The 19,261-nt window shown below is 55.8% G+C and carries 14 protein-coding genes; 6 read left to right on the top strand and 8 right to left on the bottom strand.

All coding sequences use genetic code 11. The features are described 5' to 3' along the window. Positions 1-125: 125 nt before the first annotated feature. The 7 genes from WJU16_RS05865 to WJU16_RS05835 form a co-directional block, all read right to left on the bottom strand. Positions 126-983, bottom strand: a complete 858-nt coding sequence (locus WJU16_RS05865; protein ID WP_341837393.1) for a fumarylacetoacetate hydrolase family protein — start codon at positions 981-983, stop codon at positions 126-128. 7 nt (positions 984-990) lie between these two features. Beyond that, positions 991-2,214: a DUF6786 family protein gene (locus WJU16_RS05860; protein ID WP_341837392.1), complete on the bottom strand. Its 1,224-nt coding sequence runs from the start codon at positions 2,212-2,214 to the stop codon at positions 991-993. A 16-nt stretch (positions 2,215-2,230) separates the two neighbouring features. Next, positions 2,231-3,838 carry an altronate dehydratase family protein gene (locus WJU16_RS05855; RefSeq protein WP_341837391.1) on the bottom strand — a complete coding sequence of 536 codons (1,608 nt, stop codon included), beginning with the start codon at positions 3,836-3,838 and terminating at the stop codon, positions 2,231-2,233. Positions 3,839-3,844: 6 nt separating this feature from the next. Further along, the gene (locus tag WJU16_RS05850; RefSeq protein WP_341837390.1) at positions 3,845-4,639 is read right to left on the bottom strand and encodes an SDR family oxidoreductase; all 795 of its coding nucleotides are present in this window, start codon (positions 4,637-4,639) and stop codon (positions 3,845-3,847) included. A gap of 39 nt (positions 4,640-4,678) precedes the next feature. After that, positions 4,679-6,229, bottom strand: a complete 1,551-nt coding sequence (locus WJU16_RS05845; protein ID WP_341837389.1) for an aldehyde dehydrogenase (NADP(+)) — start codon at positions 6,227-6,229, stop codon at positions 4,679-4,681. Positions 6,230-6,256: 27 nt separating this feature from the next. Next, positions 6,257-7,393 carry a glycoside hydrolase family 172 protein gene (locus WJU16_RS05840; RefSeq protein ID WP_341837388.1) on the bottom strand — a complete coding sequence of 379 codons (1,137 nt, stop codon included), beginning with the start codon at positions 7,391-7,393 and terminating at the stop codon, positions 6,257-6,259. Between the two features lie 93 nt (positions 7,394-7,486). Then, positions 7,487-8,506, bottom strand: a complete 1,020-nt coding sequence (locus tag WJU16_RS05835; protein ID WP_341837387.1) for a substrate-binding domain-containing protein — start codon at positions 8,504-8,506, stop codon at positions 7,487-7,489. Positions 8,507-8,594: 88 nt separating this feature from the next. On the opposite strand from WJU16_RS05835, the gene WJU16_RS05830 reads away from it, so the two are divergent. Beyond that, positions 8,595-8,867 carry a hypothetical protein gene (locus WJU16_RS05830; protein WP_341837386.1) on the top strand — a complete coding sequence of 91 codons (273 nt, stop codon included), beginning with the start codon at positions 8,595-8,597 and terminating at the stop codon, positions 8,865-8,867. Positions 8,868-9,217: 350 nt separating this feature from the next. On the opposite strand, the gene WJU16_RS05825 is transcribed toward WJU16_RS05830, so the two are convergent. Continuing rightward, positions 9,218-10,087: an AraC family transcriptional regulator gene (locus tag WJU16_RS05825; RefSeq protein ID WP_341837385.1), complete on the bottom strand. Its 870-nt coding sequence runs from the start codon at positions 10,085-10,087 to the stop codon at positions 9,218-9,220. Positions 10,088-10,391: 304 nt separating this feature from the next. Here WJU16_RS05825 and WJU16_RS05820 point away from each other — a divergent pair, with 304 nt between their 5' ends. From WJU16_RS05820 to WJU16_RS05800, 5 genes are all read left to right on the top strand, one after another. After that, positions 10,392-11,891 carry an alpha-L-fucosidase gene (locus WJU16_RS05820; protein ID WP_341837384.1) on the top strand — a complete coding sequence of 500 codons (1,500 nt, stop codon included), beginning with the start codon at positions 10,392-10,394 and terminating at the stop codon, positions 11,889-11,891. Positions 11,892-12,178: 287 nt separating this feature from the next. Then, the gene (locus tag WJU16_RS05815) at positions 12,179-13,828 is read left to right on the top strand and encodes a trypsin-like peptidase domain-containing protein (RefSeq protein ID WP_341837383.1); all 1,650 of its coding nucleotides are present in this window, start codon (positions 12,179-12,181) and stop codon (positions 13,826-13,828) included. A 179-nt stretch (positions 13,829-14,007) separates the two neighbouring features. Then, positions 14,008-14,559 carry a sigma-70 family RNA polymerase sigma factor gene (locus tag WJU16_RS05810; protein ID WP_341837382.1) on the top strand — a complete coding sequence of 184 codons (552 nt, stop codon included), beginning with the start codon at positions 14,008-14,010 and terminating at the stop codon, positions 14,557-14,559. Between the two features lie 74 nt (positions 14,560-14,633). Beyond that, positions 14,634-15,704 (top strand): FecR domain-containing protein, encoded by a 1,071-nt coding sequence (locus WJU16_RS05805; RefSeq protein WP_341837381.1) that lies wholly within the window; start codon positions 14,634-14,636, stop codon positions 15,702-15,704. 145 nt (positions 15,705-15,849) lie between these two features. Continuing rightward, on the top strand, positions 15,850-19,254 hold the full coding sequence (locus WJU16_RS05800) for a TonB-dependent receptor (protein WP_341837380.1): 3,405 nt from the start codon (positions 15,850-15,852) through the stop codon (positions 19,252-19,254). Positions 19,255-19,261: the final 7 nt, after the last annotated feature.

Below are 19,261 nucleotides of genomic sequence, written 5' to 3'. Positions count from 1 at the left end.
TACCTGCGGTGCCAGGGTATCACCCCGCCGGCGTACGTGTACTGACCGGTTGGTGATTTGGTTTTTTTGTTTGATGCAAAGCCGCGGGATCCGCGGCTTTGCTGTATGGAGTTGGTTGTGCAGGATCAGCGAAGGGTTTGCACTTCGTTGATCAAGGTGCCGATGTGGTCGATGCTGATTTCTACGCGGTCGTTGTCTTGCAGCGTGAAGTTATTGTCGGGCACGAGGCAGGTGCCGGTCATCAGGAAACAACCGTCGGGGAAGGCGCAGCCGCGGAACAGGAATCCGACCAGTTCCGCATGTCCGCGTTTCATCTGGCTGATGGGCACGCTGTCGTTATACCGGATCGTTCCTTCGCGGAAGATGGACATGCTGATAACGGTGTCTTGCGGGATGGGTGCTTCCGGAACGAGCAGGCAGGGGCCGAGGCCGGCGCATTTTTCATAGACTTTCGCCTGCGGCAGGTACAGCGGGTTTTCCCCTTCGATGCTGCGGGAGCTCATATCGTTGCCGATGGTATACCCTTCGATGGTGCCATGCGAAGAGATGAAAAGCGTCAGTTCCGGTTCGGGAACATCCCACTTCGAATCGCTGCGGATATATACGACCTGCCCGTGGCCCGAGACGCGGTTGGGCGTGGCTTTGAAGAACAGTTCAGGCCTTTCTGCGACATACACTTTATCGTAGAAGGTGGCGCCTCCCGAATCCTCGGATTCTTCCATCCGCGCCGTGCGGCTCCTGTAATAGGTAACGCCCGCCGCCCATACTTCCTGGGTGGAAATAGGCGCTTCCAGCCCCCTGGCGATCGCTTCTTCCGCATCATGCTTCGCCAATGGTTGCATGGAAGGGATTTCGGATAAGATGGCGGCGTACAAGCCCTTTCGGTTCACGAATTCATTCCAGCCGGATGTGCCTGCATAATAGCCGGCTTCATGCTGTACAATGATGCCTTTGGATGTTTTATAAATGCGGAAACAGTTCATGTCGGGATTATTTTTGTTGAAGGAATTGCCGGACGGAATCCAGCGGAAGTTGCCACAATTGGGATGCGAGGGCTTGCAGTGCCGGAGGCTCGCCTTCGAAGTGCATCGTGACCTGCCGGTACCGCAGCGATTCCCCGGGCTTCAGCGCCCGCGCGTCGGAAGACGATTCCACTTCATAGAATGGTCCCATCTGCGTGCCGTCTTCCAACGGACCGTCATTGTAACAGTTCACGGCATCGCCTTTGTAAGGTTCTGCCTGGTCTTCCCACTTCGAATTCACATATTTCCCTTCCGGTTCCACCGTGTAAAGGAGCACGGTGATGGAATTGTTGGCGAGGTCGATGCTGCCCGCACCCGGTTTCGCGATGCCGGGTGCGATGCCCAGCTTGCCGCGGGCATTCCCGTCGGCACGGAAGAGCAGCACGCTGTCGCTCACCTGCAGGTTGCGGACGGGTATTTTCCCGAAGTAATCGTCGGTGATCTGGCCGCGCGCATCGGCGCCGGGCTGGAAAGGCGCAATCACGGCCGTCTGGTCCGAAGGTTTGAACATGCCCAGCAGCCAGATGCTCGGGAGTCCGGATTGTTCCTGCCATGCGCTGTCGCCTGCGTTGGTGATGACGTTTTCCGTTTCATACGCTACGCTGCGCAGCCCGTCAGGTATGATGAACCCAAGCCTTTCGCCGGTGTGCTGACGGTCGAGGAGGCGGATGGTGCGCTCTACTCCGAGGTGAAAAGTATAGCCCGCATGGTTTTGAATGCTGCCGGCATAGGCGTACGATACTTCGCCGGGCGTTTCCGACCGAACTTCGTAATGTGCGGTATCGATGAGCCCGGGCGTTTGCCAGTTGTCGAACGTGTAGGGCTTCCCTGGAGGGAAGAACAGCGCGTATTGGCCGCCTTCGGGCCCGAGCCAGAAGCGCTCTTCCCCGCCGAAGGCGTTGATGTGCGGCGCCAGCTTGCCGGAAGCCACCAGGTCGTAATTGATCCAGCCGAAACTGTTGCCGGTATCGCCGTTTGCGGAACTGGTCATCACACGCGCCTGGTAATCGCCGGTAACGAGCACGCGGCTGCTGTCGCCCGGGAGTTGCAGTACCACCACGTTTTTGAGATGCTGCCGGAGGAAAGCGGCGTCTTCGCCGAAGTTGGAGGGCTTTCCGGATGAGTCGCCGGGAGAAGGCTGGCAGCCTGCGATCCCGGCGGTAAGTAAGCATGCCATGAAGAATGGTTTCATAAGGTTAGATTATAGGTTAAAGGGAAACGCCGCGTTTCCAGGGGATGAAGTCATCCTGTTCCAAAACCTGCGCTTTGGCGGTGTAATGGCCGCTGGCGGAATATATGAGCAGCTCCATGATCCGGTCGGCCGCCTGGTCGAGGGTTTCGTCGCCATTGATGACCGGCCCGGTATCGAGGTCGATGATATCCGGCATTTTAGCCGCCAGGCGCGAATTGGTGGACAGCTTCAAAACCGGCGTTACCGGGTTGCCGGTAGGTGTACCAAGCCCGGTGGTAAAAAGCACCACGTTCGCATGCGCGCCCACTTCAGCCGTGGTGGATTCCACATCGCTGCCGGGCGTGCAGAGCAATGCCAGCCCCGGCCGCTGTACCCACCCGGGATAATCGATCACGTCGGTAACAGGGGAGGAGCCTCCTTTCCTTGCTGCACCGGCGGATTTGATAGCGTCGGTAATAAGACCGTCGCGGATGTTGCCGGCGGATGGATTGGAATCGAACCCCGAGCCCACGGCTTCCGCGCGGCTGGCGTATGTTTTCATCAGGCCGGTATATTTCTCCGCCAGTTCCATACTGGTGCAGCGGTCGCTGAGTTCCTGCTCTACGCCGCATAGTTCCGGGAATTCGGATAGAATCACCGATCCCCCAAGCGCCACGATCCTGTCGGCCACCTTGCCCACGGCCGGATTGGCGGAAATGCCTGAAAACCCGTCGCTGCCGCCGCACTCCATGCCCACGATCAGTTTGCTGAGCGGCGCGGGCTGGCGCTCCTGTGCGTTGGCTTTTGCGAGGCCGTCGAACGTCTGGCGCATGGCCTGTTCCATCAATGCCTTTTCCGTTCCTTCCTGTTGCTGTTCGAGGATCGCGAGCGGACGGTCGTATCCCGGCGATCTTTTTTCAATTTCTTCTCGCAGCATGCTGATCTGCGCATTCTGGCAACCCAGGCTCAGCACTGTGGCGCCCGCAACGTTGGGGTGCGTCACGTAACCGGCCAGCAGTCCGCAAAGGGCGCGGGTGTCGTCTTTCGTTCCACCGCAGCCCATCGTGTGCGTCAGCAGTTTGATCCCGGTAATATTAGGGAAGGGGCGCTGGGAATTGACGCCGTTGTGCGCGGAAGCGCCTGCGTTGCCGTGAAGCATTTCGTGCAGGAGGGTTTCGTAGGGATTGCCTTTATGATAGCCGAGCCCTTTGATCAGCGTTTCGTGTAACAGCTGCACGTTCCTGTTTTCGCAGAACACCAGCGGCAGGATGATCCAGTAATTGCCGGTACCTACGCGGCCGTCGGTACGGTGGTACCCGAGGAAGCTGCGGTCTTTCCACGCCGCAACATCCGGTTGGTTCCATTGGGTTTGCCGCTCCGTGCGAACACCGAAATTGCCGGATGCGTGGCGGATGTTGGCGGTGGTGATGAGTTCCCCGGCCGGGAGGTCTTCGTTGGCATGCCCTACGAGCACGCCGTACATAATGATGTCGCCGTCTTTGGGGATGAATGTTGTCGTCAGTTTATGTTTGGCGGACACGTCGCGGAGCGCGGTGACGCCGCTTAACGCCGCACCTTTGGGAACGTCTTGCAGGGCTACGATGACGTTGTCGGCGGGATGAATCTGGAGTGTTTGCTGGCGCATGAGAATTTAAGGTTGAGGAGATTGTAATGCACGGTCGAGATGGACGTACCCGCCATCTACGTGAATGAGCTGACCGGTGGTATGGCTGGATTGGGAGGAAAGCAGGAACGCGGCCATTCCTGCGATCTCTTCCGGCGTGGTCATCCTGTTTTCCAGCGGTATGCGGGATACGATGCCTTTGAGTTTGGTTTCCCTGTCTTCGAAAGTATTGATCCAGTTTTCATACAGCGGAGTCCAGGATTCCGCGACGATAATGGCGTTGACGCGGATGCTCCAGGGCAGCAGTTCCACCGCCCATTCGCGGGTGAGGGCGTTCCTGCCGCCGTTGGCCGCCGCATAGGCAGAGGTGTTACCCTGGCCGGTTTCCGCGGTTTTGGAACTGATGTTGACGATGGAACCGCGGCTTTCTTTCAGCAAAGGCAATGCATGGTGCGCCATCAGGTAATAATGGACGAGGTTACGGTGCAGCGATTGCATGAATCCTTCGTACGATCCGGAAGCAAGCCCTACGCCGTCGTTGATGCCGGCATTGTTCACGAGCCCGTCGATCCGCCCGAATTTTTTCGCAACGGCTTCCACGGCGCGTTTGCAGGCTTCCGGGTCCGTAAGTTCCGCGGCTACCTGCCAGCCTTTGCCGCCCATGGATTGAATTTGGGAAAGATGCTGCAGGTTGTCGGTTTCGCTCCGGCCGATGATGACGGGCACAGCGCCTTCCTGCGCCAGTACGGCGGAAATGGCGGCGCCAATGCCTTTGGCGCCGCCGGTTACGATAATAATTTTGTCCTGTAAGCCAAGGTCCATAACGTGTGGTATGAGGGTTTGGTAAATAAATCGGGATCATCAGGAAAGCGCCTCGCGCGACCAGTCTCCGTTGGCCAGGCGCCAGATCCGGAGCGGGTTTTCGTTGCGGAGCGCTTCCGGCAGCAGGCCCTCCGGGAAATCCTGGAAGCATACCGGCCGGGTAAAACGGTAAATAGACCCCGTGCCCACGGACGTACCGGCAGCAGGCGTTGCCGCGGGCCAGGGGCCGCCGTGCACCATCGCATGGTTCACCGCCACGCCCGTTGGGAAACCGTTGACGAGGAGGCGGCCGGCTTTCTCGCGTAGAACATCCACCAGCCCGGCATGCGCTTCGAGGTCGGCGGGTGTGCCGTGGATGGTGGCGGTCAGCTGGCCTTCCAGGGAGGCGGCAAAAGCGTGCAGCTCATCGGTGTTGCTGCATTGCACCACCAACCCGGCGGGGCCGAACACTTCATGCAGGATCGCCGGGTTGCCGATAACGTTGCTGAATACGGTATGCATCACGACCGGCGCGGCTTTTCCGGTTTCTTCCGGGGCTTTCCCTACCGGCAGGGCGCCCTGCCCGGCCATCCGCTGCAAGCCTGACTGGTAAGCGGATAGGATGCCCGGCGTAAGCATCACGCCAGCCTTCAGCTGGGCGATCCCTTGCTGCAGGGCAGCCATCAGCGGACCGGCGTCGCCCGCAACAACCAGCACGCCGGGATTGGTGCAGAACTGGCCCACACCGAGCGTAAGCGACTGGAGATATTGCGCGGCGAAAGCTTCCGCGTTAACGCGTAACATTTCGGGTAATACGAAAACCGGATTCACGCTGCCCATCTCCGCATAAACGGGAATGGGCACGGGCCGTTGCGAAGCGGTCTGGTAAAGCGCTTTCCCGCCGCCGAAAGACCCAGTGAACGCGATGGCGCGGAGCAGGGGATGTTGCGCGATACGCTGCCCGGTGTCTGCCGTAGCGCCATGCAGCAGGCTGAAAACGCCTTCGGGCATACGGGTGGATTGCGCAGCCTGGCGGATCACTTCTGCCACGAGGTGTGAGGTGTGCGGGTGTGCGGGATGGGCTTTGCAGATCACGGGACAGCCGGCGGCCAGTGCTGCCGCGGTATCGCCGCCGGCAACGGAAAATGCCAGCGGGAAGTTGCTCGCCCCGAAAACGGCCACCGGCCCAAGCGGGATCTGCATCTGCCGGATATCGGGCGTGCCACGGTCGATGCGGGCATTGACCCACGAACCCTCTTCGATCATGCCCGCGAAAAGCCGCAACTGATTGGTGGTGCGGTCGCGCTCGCCCTGCAGCCTCGCCAGCGGCAGGCCGCTTTCTTCTGATGCAGTGTTCAGGAGCCCTTCTCCGAGGGATTCCAGCCCGGTGGCGATGGCCTTCAGGAAAGCGGCGCGCTCCCGGGCGGAGGTTTTCTTGTAAACATGAAACGCTTCCTCCGCCAGCGTTACCGCCTGGCTGATCTCATCCGGTGTGCTTTCCCGGAATTCCTGCGGCAGCCATTGCTGTTGCTGGGGGGCCCAGGCGCGGAAGCTTGGGGTGCCTTCACCCCGCCATTCGTTTCCTATCAACTGTAATCCAATATTATTCATAATGTCAACTTTGTTTGCGATGTCAAATCAATTCACTTCCAGCTGGTCTTTCGGCTGCAGCTTCGGGAATGGCGCATGCGGCTCGCGCTGGTACCAGAACACGACCGAACTGATGTCCGACTGCTGGGGGAGATACCGCCCGCCACTGCGCCAGCCCAGGTCCTGGATGGTAATTTTCAAATCCTTGTCGAAGCGCACCGGGTCCATAATATGCCAGCGGTACAGCCCGAAGCGCTGCTGCGATTTATACAATCCATCCGGACGGATAACCTGGTGCAATCCCGCGTATGGGGTCGTGAATTCCTGGTATTTGCCTTTGTTGTCGAAGTTGTAAGACCCGCAGAAGTAATCTTCCGTGCCGGTGCCGCAAATGGTCGGGAACTTGTTGTCGCCGTCCATGAAAAATTTAATCTCGCCCTCTCCCCACCAGCCGTTGTTATTCACGCCCCAGGCCATGTAGGTGCCTACGTAGTGCCCTTTCCCTTTAATTCCGTCTGCCAGCGTGAATTCAGCGTCTTTCACGGGATTGTTGCGGCGGAATTGCGCATGAAAGTAGGCCGCGTCTTCCGGTACCTGCGTCAACGTATAGTCAACCTGGTAATACAGCGTCATTCTTTCCGTGTTAATATTTTCCATGGTGATTTTGCACTTCTTGCGGAAGGGCATGGTCCAGTAGCAGTTGAAGGCGCTGCCGGGATTCACGGTCACCGCCAGCGAGCTGAGTTGCGCATATTCTCCCCAGCCCATCCCGAAGAAATCTCCCACGGGCACTTCCACGCTGGGCGTGGTTTCGTCGTCCCAATAAAAACGGAGGATGGAATATCGCCAGTTGCCGGTAGGGGTCATCCAGATGTGCTGGATCGCGCCGGAGCCATTGATTTCGGCGAGGGTGAAAGTTTGTCCGGGCTCGATGTGTACGTAGGGGTTCACTTTCCAGCCCTGGCCGAGGTCGCGCGCGGCGTTGCGGGCGTTGCCCTGTTCGAGCGTGGCCATGCCGCCTTTGCCGGGCTCGCCGGTGAAGTTTTCAGGAGAAATGGAGCGGGTTTTGGCGTCGGACAGGCGGTGCAGGTTGCCCATGTTCATATCCAGTCCGTTGAAAGGCTGTTGCGCTGCCGATAAAAGTGCCAGGCAGGCGCAAAAGGAGAGAAGGAGCAGTGTTTTCATAATGTGTATTGTTTGAAGGTTTTTCGCTTGATCGATAAAGCGCCCCTTTCATTCGCTGTCCTCGTTCACGTGGCATACCAGTGGAATTCGATTTTACTTTTTCGCGGTCGATTGCCGCACTATCAGTTCCGCATCGAGGCAAATGGCTTCCGTAGGCTTGTCGCCGTCGCGGATCTGTTCCAGCAGCAGGCGCACGGCCGCTTTGCCCATTTCCCGGATCGGTTGCCGGATGTAGGTAACAGGCGCGTGGAATAGATCGAAGGCTTCGCTTTCGTCGAAGCTCACCACGGCCAGTTGCTCCGGCACGCTGATTCCCAGCTCGCTGATATACCGCAGCCCTTCGATGGCAAGGCTGTTGGTGGCGAAGAACAGCGCATCCGCGGGATGTTTGCCGCCGGTAAGCTGGTCGATCGCTTTGCGGATATCGTCGCGGAGGTGGGAATACCGCGCAAGTTTGATCCGTTTTTCTTTTTCAAGGCCGTAATCGCTGAGGGCTTGCGTGTAACCACTGCGGCGCTCCGCAATATGGTGCAGCCCGGTTTTGTAGGCGATCATGCCAACGCGCCTCCTGCCTGAAAGCAGCAGGTGTTTTACAGCTTCGTAAGCCGCCCCGGCGTTGTTGATGCTGATGCTGCTGGCGTCTACGTCGGGGAAAGGGCGGTCCATGAGCACGAACGGAACATGCCGCTCTTTGAGCCGGCGGATTTGTTGTTCGGATCCTTCCGCCGGGATCACGATCAGCCCATCGACCTGCCGGTTTAGCAAAGCGTTGATCAGGTCGCCGGATTTGTCCACGTTCTCATCCGAACTGCCGAAGATGACGGTGTAGTTGTGTTGTTTGGCCTCATCTTCGATGGTGCGGGCGATGTGGCCGAAGAAGGGGTTGGAAATGTCGGCCACGATCAGCCCGATGGTATCCGACCGGCCGCTTTTCAGGCTGCGGGCAAGGTGATTGGGCTGATAATTGAGTTTCTGCGCGATCTTGCGGATCTTGCGCGCCATTTCTCGTCCCACCCTGGCTTTCTCTTCCTTATTGGTCATAACGTAGGAGACGAGCGCCGTGGATACCCCGGCCTCCTGCGCAATGTCCTTGAGCGAGACTTTCTTCTTCATAAAATAAATATATGCTTAAACGATTAAGTAAGCAAGTTTTGGCGGGAAAATCATTTTTTGGCTACATTTGTCCTTCATTTTAAGACACATGAGTTCATTAGGCTGGAAGTTAATCAGGAGTTTCGATAAAGAGTTTGAAGTCAACGGAGAAACGGTGCGCGTCCGATTTGTAACGATGAACTGCGTACACAAGCAGCTGTACCAGGTGTACGTTCCCTGGGAAGGAAAGGAGGCGCGTTTTCATATCCAGCTGAATGATGCCGGTGCTTTCAAGATTGTAGGCCGCAACGTTTGCCCGCCACCCTACTTGCCCCTCGAAGCCGCATTCGAACAGGCTATCCTGGATTCCCCGATAGGATAAACTTACCCAATACAAAGAAAAGGCTGTCTCAAAAGTAATTGGACGGGCTTGCGCATCGCGAAATGTTGCTCCGCCTGGTACCCGGATAAAAACGGGTGACAACTACTATTAAAACAGCCTCGCAATATCCCCTTCAGGCGATATGCTACAAATCCCCCCGGCATATAATAATTCGCCGCCTGCACCGGCAATTCCTTTTTCGTAACCATCTCCGTGTATACCTTTCCGGTAGCCACCACGGCACCGCGGTTATTCACCGGGTAAGTACTGGCAATAGGAAATGTGCTTTCATAAGGTAATTCAATAAAAAGTAGTGTATTCGGTTTTTCGGTGTGAAAGTTGGTAAAATATCAATCCGGCAGGGAACGGATATATTCCCGCGGCGTCATGTGTTTGATCTCCCGGAAAAAACGGTTGAAGTTGGACAGGCTGTTGAACCCGCATTCATAGGCCAGCCCGGATATCGCGAGGTCACCTTCGGCCAGGAGCTTGCAGGCGTGGCCGATCCGCACTTCGTTGACGAACTGCACGAACGTTTTCTGTGTCCGCCCCTTGAAATACCGGCAGAACGCCTGCTTGTTCATATTCACCATGCGGGCCACGTCGTCGAGCTGCATATCCGTTTTGAAATTTTCGAATACATGTTTAAACACCCTGTCGATGCGGTCGTTATCCTTCATCTGGTAGGTATTCACATATCCTTCGCTGGCGAGCAGCTCGTATTCCCGCGTGCGGGTAAGGATTTCGAGTACGCGCATGAAGGAAATGAGCTGCGCGAACGGCGTTTGCCCGGTCATCTGCATCAGTAATTCTTTCAGCGATTTCTTCGCCTGCCCCGAAAACTTCATCCCCCGCGCCGATTTCTTCAGCAGGTTTTCCGCTTGCCTGCCCAATCCGAATTGCGACAACGCGGACACCAGTTTTTCCGGCTGGATGAAAAGCGCCACGGATTTGGCGTGCCTGTAACTGTTGCGGTCGAAATATTGATTGTCGTTATGCCAGACGTGCGGAATATCCGGCCCCAGCAAAATCAGTTCATCACTGTTGAAATTTTCAACGCTGTCGCCGATGATGCGCCGGCCTTCACTTTCTACTACATACACCAGCTGGCATTCCTTATGGAAATGGAACTCCGTGGAAAAATAAGGAAGATCGATCTCGCGCATGGCAAACACACCCATTTGCGCTTCTTCCTGGATCTTGGTGAATACTGGCTTCATATTCCGTCGGTTACTGCATGCTAATATAAATGGAAAACCAGTGGCTTGTATCAAAAATCTGGATTTGTATTGCACTTATTATTGCAACCGATTCCAATAGTATGCTAATATACGCTCATGATTCCATTATATCCGCGTAGGAAACCCGGGCGTGAGCGGGTAGATTTGCGGGTGGAAGCATGCTAAATTCACAATTGCTCCCATAATCTGAAGGGAAGCGGACGACTAATCCTTCCGTTCCCTATTTTGATGCGCAGATAACATATCTGCCGGTAAAATGTCAACCAGCAAGTATTTACAATCCATGCAAAATTTCACAAAAAGATGGGCCGCCGCGCTGATGGGTATGCTCGCGGCGCTGAGCGCCACGGCCCAGCAGGTTCCGGGCAACAAACCCAGTGTTGCCCAGCAGGCGATGATTAAAAGGGGATACGGTATGTTCATCCACTTCGGCGTTAACACGTTCGCCGATGTGGAATGGTCGGACGGGTCTATCCCCGTTGATACCTACAATCCCACGCAGCTGGATCCCGAACAATGGGTAAGAACCGCCAGGGATGCGGGATTCCGTTACGTGCTGCTCATCACCAAGCACCACGACGGATTCTGCCTGTGGGACAGCAAGTACACTGAGTACGACGTTGCGTCCTCGCCTGTGAAAACAGATGTGGTGAAAGCCGTGGCCCAGGCCTGCAAGAAATACGGCCTGCAGTTCGCGATGTACTATTCGCTGTGGGACCGCCATGCGCCATCCTACAAGGATAAAAACCCGCAGGTTTACATCGATTACATGAAGAACCAGCTCACTGAGCTTTTCACCAGTTACGGCCCTGTTTGCGAACTGTGGCTCGACGGCGGCTGGGACCGCAGGCCGGAAGACTGGGGCATCGATCAGTTATATGCTTTGGTGAAAAAGTATAATCCCGCCTGCGCCGTGAGCGTCAACCATACGATCGTGAACGAAGAGGGGAAACGGAATTACACACCTCCGGCGAAGATGACGGAAGACAACAAGTATTACTTCCAGTACTTCCCGTCGGATTTCCGGCTGTGGGACCCGCAGATCATCACGCGTTTCGACAAAAAGCAGTATCTCCACAAAGGCGGTTCGTATTATCTGCCCTTCGAAGCTACGATCTGCCTGAGCAGCCGCTGGAATTGGTTCCAGAAATCGGCGCAGCTGCCGGTACGCGATACCGACGAGCTGGAGGAGCAATTTTACTGGAGTACCCATAATGATAATTGTCTGGTGGTGAATATCCCGCCCGACCAGACGGGCCGCATCCGGGAGTATGAAGCGCTGGCCGCCATCCATCTTGGCAAGCGCCTGGGCCTCGCGCCGGGGAGGCCGCTGCCCAAAAACGGGAAATTCATTTCGGAACGGCGGCCGGCGACCGCTACGAGTGTGTACCCCGACAATAAAGGGCAATATGGCGCCGGCAGTGTCACCGACGGAAACCTGGAAAGCCGCTGGGCCTCCGCTGATACGCTGGCCAGCCTGGAAATCTCCCTGGATCCGTTGGAGTACTTCAATAAAATCAGCATTTTCGAATATAAAGATGTGAAAAGTGGGAAAGACGGCTTTTCTCAGATCCGGCTGCCCCGCATTCAGGAATACGCAGTGGATATCCGGCAGAACGGCCGGTGGGAGACGATTTTCCTCGGGAATGAACCGATGGGGGATTGCAAGGTGATCCGCTTGCCAAGGCGTTACAAAACAGACGCACTGCGGTTCCGGGTGATCAAATCGACGAACCTGCCCTCGATTTATGAAATTTCCGTCATCGATATGGATAGAAAGTAAACCGCTACTATAGCAAATTAGAGAATGAGAATTCCCATGCAGGCATCCCGATTATTCGGGATGCAATTTTACAAATGGCATCTTGCATGATGCAGGAGTATAGCGTTAGATGCTACTCTTCAGAAATGATAGCAAATGAAAAGGCTTCGCCAAACCGGCGGAGCCTTTTCCATTTTACCGGAGAAATCAGGGAGGAAATGTTCGAACATACGTTTCCCGGCCGGCAGCTCATTTTACCATTGGTAAAGGCGGTGAGAAACGGGACACATATAGTGCTAAATTTGTGTATGATTTTACGACAAGCGGGCGTGTTCTTCAGCGCCCTCATGATATACCTGCATTTCATCCCGGTAGCTTCCGCACAAGAGCGAATCTCCACCAAAACCGCCGTGCAACAGGTGATCCGCAAAGCGGGACGTGCTTCCGTGAAAGCGTTCGCCTTCGACACGCTGAAGCAGGTGCAGACCGGCGGGCCCTTCAGCGCGGTGGTGGTAACGGCGGACGGCTACCTCCTTACCGTAGCCCATGCCTCGCGCCCCGGCAAAACATACAAAATTTCCTTCCCGGACGGCAACAGCGCCATCGCGGTGGGCATGGGAAGGATCGATACCAACGAACAGGAAACCTTGCCCGATATCGGTATGATGAAAATCGTGACGGGTGGGAACTGGCCTTTCGCGGAGATGGGATCGTCAGGAAACATGATGAAGGGAGACCCCTGCATGATGATCGCTTACCCCGAATCCTCCGGCCTGCCGTTTCCCAGCATCCGCTACGGCCTTGTCACCAATCCGGCAGACGAGCACCATTTCCTCGTTACCGACTGCACCATGGAGGTCGGCGACAGCGGCGGCCCCATCTTCGATATGGATGGCCGCGTGATCGGGCTGAACAGCCGCTGCCAGGTGTCGGAATCCCTCAACCACCACGTACCTGTGGATGAATACCGGAAGTATTGGTCGTCGCTCATCCAGCCTAAAAACTATACCCGCTACCCGGTGCCCGACAGCAATTGGACGGTCAACCTCCCGCAACGCCACCACCCGCTGCCGCCCGCCGTTACGCTGGAAGGGAAATTGGGCAGCGCGGTAACGCTCACCAGTAGCCGCAACGGCCAGCCCGCGAGCATCGCAGGCACCATCTGGAAGTCTGGTAAAAGCGGCACCTGGATCATCAGCAAGTTATCGGCCCTGGGAGATACCATCTACCTGCAAACCGGCAAAAGAAAATCTACCCGTCTGCTCATTGCCGCGCGCAACCTGGAAAACGATCTGGTGCTGCTCAAAACGGTAAAGCGACGGGTGCGCGCCGCCGGTGTGGAACATGCCGAAAGGCATGCCGGCGAACCTGAGCTTGGTGGCTTTTTGTATACACCGCTGGCTTCCGGGCAGCAGAAGCGGGGTGTTACCAGCACACCCGCGTTTGATATGCCGCCGCGCCTCAGCAGCGGGTATTTTGGCGCTAAACTTGGGGAGATGGAAGATATGACAGGCGTGGCTTTCACGGATCCGCAAGGCCCTGCCGCGCGGGCGGGCATCCTCGCAGGCGATAAACTCCTGCGCATCAATGACGCGCAACCGGCCAGTGGCGAAGCTTTCATCCGCGAGCTCCAAAAATACCACCCCCATCAAACCATTACCGTATCCCTCCGCCGGGGCGATAGCCTCCTGACGCGTCCGGTTACACTCGCCGAACGGATGGATCCGCCCTCCAAACACCCCGCCGAAATGTATGAAGGCGGCAAAAGCAGGCGCAGAGACGGTTTCACGAAAGTCTGGTTCTGCGATATGCATGCCCGCTCTTCCGATTGCGGGGCGCCCGTTTACGACGACCAGGGCCGCTTCTCCGGCATCGTGATCGCCCGGTTCAGCCGCACGGCTACGGTTGTACTCCATGCATCGGAGATCGACCGATGGATGGCCAACCTGCAATTGTGAGGTTAACGCTGGTTTTTAATGATATTTTAACTATTGCTCCCTGTTTTTTGCCGCATGTTTGACAATTTGCGCGGAAGCGTTTTTATTTTGTATGGTTTTCGAAACCGGATCGGATGCAGCGTTATTGCGTTCGTGTATATAGGTTTCAACTTTCAGTCCGGCCAGATTGCATGAACGTTATGATTAGAACAGATGCTGCGCTTCTATTCCAACAACTACCGCATCCCAATGGGGAAGCGGCCCTCATGCAATTGCATTCCCTGTTCTTCAACCGGATTTTCAAACTCATCCTTTCCCTCGTCAAACAGCGCGAACCGGCTGAAGAGCTGGCCAGCGATGTATTCATGGAGCTTTGGCAGCGGCGCGAAAAGCTGTCCGATATCCGGAATTACGAAGTTTACCTCTATGTGATCGCCCGGAATAAAGCTTTCACCTACCTCCGGCAGCAGCTGCAACTCACCGATCCGCTCGACCAGATCGAGGATTTCAGGCTGGAACTCGCGCGCTCGCCGGAAGACCTGCTCATTTCCTCGGAAATGCTCCACCGGATCCATATGGCCATCAACGAACTGCCTCCCAAGTGCAAGCTGATTTTCCAGCTGGTGAAGGAGCAATCTTTCAAGTACCGGGAAGTCGCGGAAATTCTCAATATCTCCCCCAAAACCGTGGAGGCCCAGATGGGCATCGCCATCAAAAAGCTGGGCAAGGCAGTGGCATTTTCCACGACCTGAAATATTTTTTATTTCCTTTTAGGGGTGCCGGGCATTTTTCTCACTCCTTCTAATAAACGACCGGCATTTTTTCAATGAACAGAATCTGGGAATTACTCGCTAAGAAATTCAGTCATGAGATTTCGGATCATGAACGGCTTGAGCTGGAAGAGTTGCTCAAGGCGTACCAGCATGATTTCGAGCAAAGCGAGCTGCTGCAGGCGGCGTATGACCTAAAGGCCGTTTCCCCGGAGGACGATGGCGCGCTGGAACGCAGTGAGATGCGTTTGCGGAGGATGCTGGTCGAAACGGCGGTGGAAGCGGAACCCGAAACGGAGGCAACGCCCGCTGAAGAAATGCGCAAGCCTTCGCATATCCGGCGTTTTTCGCGGTACTACATCGCGGGATTGGTGAACGTAGCGGCCATCGCCCTGATTTTTGTGTGGCCGCTGGTTTTTTCAGAAGGGCCGCTCTATAACAAGATCAATACGGAACGCGGCGCCAAAACCACGGTACATCTGCCCGACGGGTCGGTGGTGACGCTTAACTCCGGCAGCCGCCTGAGTTACAACAAAGACTTCGGCGTAAAGAACCGTGACATCAAACTGGAAGGTGAAGCCTACTTTGATGTGGTGAAAAATGCCAACATGCCGATGCTCGTTTCCGCTGGTAACGTGGAGGTAAAAGTACTCGGCACCACTTTCAACGTAAAGGCTTATCCCGAAGATTCCGTGGTGGAAGCTTCACTGTTCACCGGCGCCATCCAGCTGATGTCGGAGAAAGATCCGGAAAGAGTCATTTTGCTGCGTCCTCGCGAGAAAGTAACCATCAGCCGGCAGCAGGATATCATCGCCGCACCGGTTGCCGCAAGGGGCGAAACCGTTTCCCTCAAACAAATGCTCTTCAACCGCGCCGATAGCAGTTTCGACGAAACCGCCTGGATGCAGAACAAACTCGTCTTCAAAGCCGTCCGCTTTCGAGACGTCGCCAACGAACTGCAACGAAAATTTAACACGGATATTCAATTCAACGACGCTAAATTTCAGGACATACGCATAACAGGGACTTTCGCTGAGGAAAATATTCAGGAAATCATCCAGGCTTTGCAAGAAACCATACCATTTCAGTACACCATTTCGGGTCATAAAATTTATATCAGCCAGTAACTAATACCGGCAACAAGCGGTATCCACGTCCCGGCAAGACGAATACGGTCAGATTTAAAGCGATTACACATGAGATTCGCGGCGTCAAGGCGTCGTATCAGCCCCCTGTTGCCTATTAGAAAACATTTTAAAAACCAAAATTGACATGACATTTAAACAATGCTGCAAAGTGCTGCTCTGTATGGTTGTCATACTACTATCGGGGCTTCCTCCTGACGCGTATGCGCAGCAGGTAAGCGTTCCGGCGGGGAAGAAGACCGTCCGGGAAGTGCTCGAGTACGTCGAGCAGACTTCGGCTTATCGCTTCCTCTATACCGAAGACCCCGCATTCGACAAGGTTGCCGGCGGTTTTAACGGCAAGGGGGAAATCGGCGCGGTACTCAACGCCGTCCTCAAACCGACGGACATCACCTTCAAGTTGAACGCCAACAAGCTGGTGACCCTGCAAACGCCGCGCTCCGCGAAGCTCGCAGCCGCGCAGGATTCTACCGGCGCCAATGTGACCATCTCCGGCACCATCACCAATCTGCAGAACCAACCCATCGGTTCGGTCAGCATTTACCTGAAGGCCAATCCGCTCGTGGGCACGGTATCCGATAAAAATGGTTATTTCATCCTGAGTAATATTCCCCGCTTATCTACACTGGTGGTGTCTTCCGTCGGTTATAAAACACAGGAGATAGACGTGAAGACCATCCCGGCCAACAGCCTGCGCAAATACCCCGTGCTCATGGAGCTGGAGAGCGTGACGCAGAACGAAGTGGTGGTAACGGGAACGGGCACCCAGAAGAAAGTAAGCGTTGTGGGCGCCATCACCACCGTCAATCCCCAGGAGCTGAAAGGCCCCACCCGCTCGCTCACCACGCAGCTGGCGGGCCGCGTGGCCGGGGTAACGTTCGTGCAGCAGTCGGGGCAACCCGGGCAGGACGGCGCCTCTTTCATCATCCGCGGCATCAACTCCGTAACGGGCAACGCCGCGCCGCTGGTGCTGATCGACGGGCTGCGGAGAAACATCGATGACGTAGACCCCAACGACGTGGCCACTTTCGCCATCCTGAAGGACGCTTCCGCCACGGCGGTATATGGGCTGGAAGGCGCGAACGGCATCATCGTCATCACTACTAAAACGGGTAAAGTGGCCTCGCGCCCTACGATCCGGGCTTCCCTGTCGTCTTCCCTCAACAATGCCACATACAAACCGGAATGGGTGGACGCGCCCACATACGCCAAAATTCGCAACGAAGCGCTGGAGGTGCGTGGCAAGCGGCCATTTTACTCGGATGATGATATTATGAAGTTTGGCGATAGCGATATGGATTTCTTTCCGAATGTGGATTGGTATGGGCAGATGGTGAAGCAGAATAACCGCTCCAACCGCGCCAACTTCAATATCAGCGGCGGTGGCAACGCGGTAACGTATTATATGTCCGGCGGTTTTTATAACGAAAAAGGCATGTTCAATGCGAAAAACGATAACAACGCCAACTACAACCAGTTCAACTTCCGGTCGAACCTCAAGGCCGACCTTTCGCCAACCACCTCGCTGGGCCTGGGCTTCGACGGGCGGTACAATACCACCACTGAACCAGGGCAAGGGGTTGGGAATCTGCTGGATATCATGAACATGATCAATCCCACGCTGTTCCCGGCGGAATATTCCAACGGTACGGCGCCTGAAGAGCCTGCAGGCATTCTCAATCCGTGGTCGCTGCTGAACAAAACAGGTTTTTTAAAGCGGTATGAGAATTTCATGTCTACCAATATCAATCTCACGCAGAAGCTGGATTTTGTCACCAAAGGGTTGTACCTGAACGGTATCGCTTCGTTCACGAAAGGGAACTTCTATGAGCACCGGTATGCAAAAAACTATCAGCGCCATGCACCGGATTTCGCTAACAGCCACATGGGCACGGGCCGCGACGAATACGGCAACCTGGTGAGCATTAACAAAACGCCGGACGTGGACGACAAGATGCAGTTCACTTATGTGGCGCCCACCGGCAACCGCACGATCGAAGTGCAGGGAAGCCTGAACTATGGCCGTATTTTTTTCCAGAAGCTGTCCGTAGCGGGGCTGATGCTCTACAAGCAGCGCGAGTTCCTGACGGATGCTCCCACGGGCTCGGGCGCCACGCTCCTGATCAACGCGCTGCCCACCCGGGAACAATCCGTCGCCGGCAGGGTAACGCTGGGATGGGACGATCGCTACTTCACGGATGTCAACTTCGGGGCGTCGGGCTCGCAGATGTTTACGCCGGATAAACGTTGGTCGTCGTTCCCATCCGTCGGTTTCGGATGGGTGCCTTCTTCGGAAAAGTGGTGGGGCGGGATGGAAGACAAGATCGACTTCCTGAAATTCCGGGTGTCTTACGGCATGGTGGGATCGTTCGGTAATGCGGAACGGTTCGGGTATATGGCTACGTCGGGCCCGGTGCCGGGATATACATTCGGTTTCGGCCGCGCGGCGGGGAGCGGCATCCTCATCCCCGGCGTGGGCGAATCGCGGCTGGAGCAGCTGGGCCTGACCTGGGAGCGTAACAAGAAATTGAACCTGGGGGCGGAGATCGGTTTGTTCCGCGCGCTCAAACTGATCATTGACGCTTACCGTTACACCAACGATGATCAGCTGATTTACCTGAACCGCCTGCCCGCTACGCTCGGCCTCCCTTCCACGCCGCGCGCCAACCTGGGCAGATCCCGGTCGGAAGGGATCGATTTCGACCTGACCTACGCCAAATCGTTCGGGAAGTTTAAGATCAATTATATCAAGGGCATTGTTTCCTATAACAAAAACACGATCCTGGAAAACGGACAGCTCGACCCCAAAGTGGCGTACCAGAGCGGTATCGGGCTGGATTATGGACGGCAGCTGAACTACATCGCGCTGGGGCTTTTCAGGGACCAGAAAGATATCGACAACAGCCCGGTGCAAACCTGGAATAAGTTAATGCCGGGCGATATCAAATATAAAGATATCGACGGTGACGGACTGATCACCCCCAACGACCGGATCTGGGCGGGGAATAGGTATCCCAAATGGAGTTATTCTCTGGCCGTGGACCTGCGATATGGTAAATGGACGTTTGCCACGCGCGCTATCGGGAAATCAAATTTGTACCGGTCCATCAACGGCGGAAGGATTCCATTTAATCCCTACAATTCCGGCGGCACCAACAACGGCGCCGTGTACACTGCCGCGGTGCGGGATCACTGGACGCCCGCTTCCTATTCCGGCACCACGGCCACCGAGAACTTCCACGCCACCTATCCGCGGTTAGGCTTCGGGACTGACAACCAGAACAATGCCCAGGTGTCCACTTTCTGGCTGCGCGAAGCAACCTATGTGCGTATCGCCGATGCGGAACTGGGGTACAACTGGACGCCCCGCACCAGCAAATCGCCTTTCAAAAGCATTTACTACTACGGCCGGTGCGATAATGTGGTCACCTTTTCCCGTTTCAAAGACTGGAACCCGGAACAGGAATCATCGTTCGCGTATCCCCTGAAACGTACCATTTCGCTGGGACTGGAAATTGGATTTGACCTTTAAAAAATGT

Origin of the sequence: Chitinophaga pollutisoli (genome assembly GCF_038396755.1) — a bacterium.
GTDB classification, from domain to species: domain Bacteria; phylum Bacteroidota; class Bacteroidia; order Chitinophagales; family Chitinophagaceae; genus Chitinophaga; species Chitinophaga pollutisoli.
The sequence above is the reverse complement of the archived record's forward strand: the minus strand, read 5'-3'. Positions and strand labels throughout refer to the sequence as shown.

Excerpts from the sequence above, each read along its gene's own strand:
- WJU16_RS05835 (WP_341837387.1), bottom strand. The coding sequence starts at position 8,506 with ATGAAGAAGAAAGTCTCGCTCAAGGACATTGCGCAGGAGGCCGGGGTA.
- WJU16_RS05855 (WP_341837391.1), bottom strand. The coding sequence starts at position 3,838 with ATGCGCCAGCAAACACTCCAGATTCATCCCGCCGACAACGTCATCGTA.
- WJU16_RS05850 (WP_341837390.1), bottom strand. The coding sequence starts at position 4,639 with ATGGACCTTGGCTTACAGGACAAAATTATTATCGTAACCGGCGGCGCC.
- WJU16_RS05830 (WP_341837386.1), top strand. The coding sequence starts at position 8,595 with ATGAGTTCATTAGGCTGGAAGTTAATCAGGAGTTTCGATAAAGAGTTT.
- WJU16_RS05800 (WP_341837380.1), top strand. The coding sequence starts at position 15,850 with ATGACATTTAAACAATGCTGCAAAGTGCTGCTCTGTATGGTTGTCATA.
- WJU16_RS05805 (WP_341837381.1), top strand. The coding sequence starts at position 14,634 with ATGAACAGAATCTGGGAATTACTCGCTAAGAAATTCAGTCATGAGATT.
- WJU16_RS05820 (WP_341837384.1), top strand. The coding sequence starts at position 10,392 with ATGCAAAATTTCACAAAAAGATGGGCCGCCGCGCTGATGGGTATGCTC.
- WJU16_RS05860 (WP_341837392.1), bottom strand. The coding sequence starts at position 2,214 with ATGAAACCATTCTTCATGGCATGCTTACTTACCGCCGGGATCGCAGGC.
- WJU16_RS05825 (WP_341837385.1), bottom strand. The coding sequence starts at position 10,087 with ATGAAGCCAGTATTCACCAAGATCCAGGAAGAAGCGCAAATGGGTGTG.
- WJU16_RS05845 (WP_341837389.1), bottom strand. The coding sequence starts at position 6,229 with ATGAATAATATTGGATTACAGTTGATAGGAAACGAATGGCGGGGTGAA.
- WJU16_RS05865 (WP_341837393.1), bottom strand. The coding sequence starts at position 983 with ATGAACTGTTTCCGCATTTATAAAACATCCAAAGGCATCATTGTACAG.
- WJU16_RS05815 (WP_341837383.1), top strand. The coding sequence starts at position 12,179 with ATGATTTTACGACAAGCGGGCGTGTTCTTCAGCGCCCTCATGATATAC.
- WJU16_RS05810 (WP_341837382.1), top strand. The coding sequence starts at position 14,008 with ATGATTAGAACAGATGCTGCGCTTCTATTCCAACAACTACCGCATCCC.
- WJU16_RS05840 (WP_341837388.1), bottom strand. The coding sequence starts at position 7,393 with ATGAAAACACTGCTCCTTCTCTCCTTTTGCGCCTGCCTGGCACTTTTA.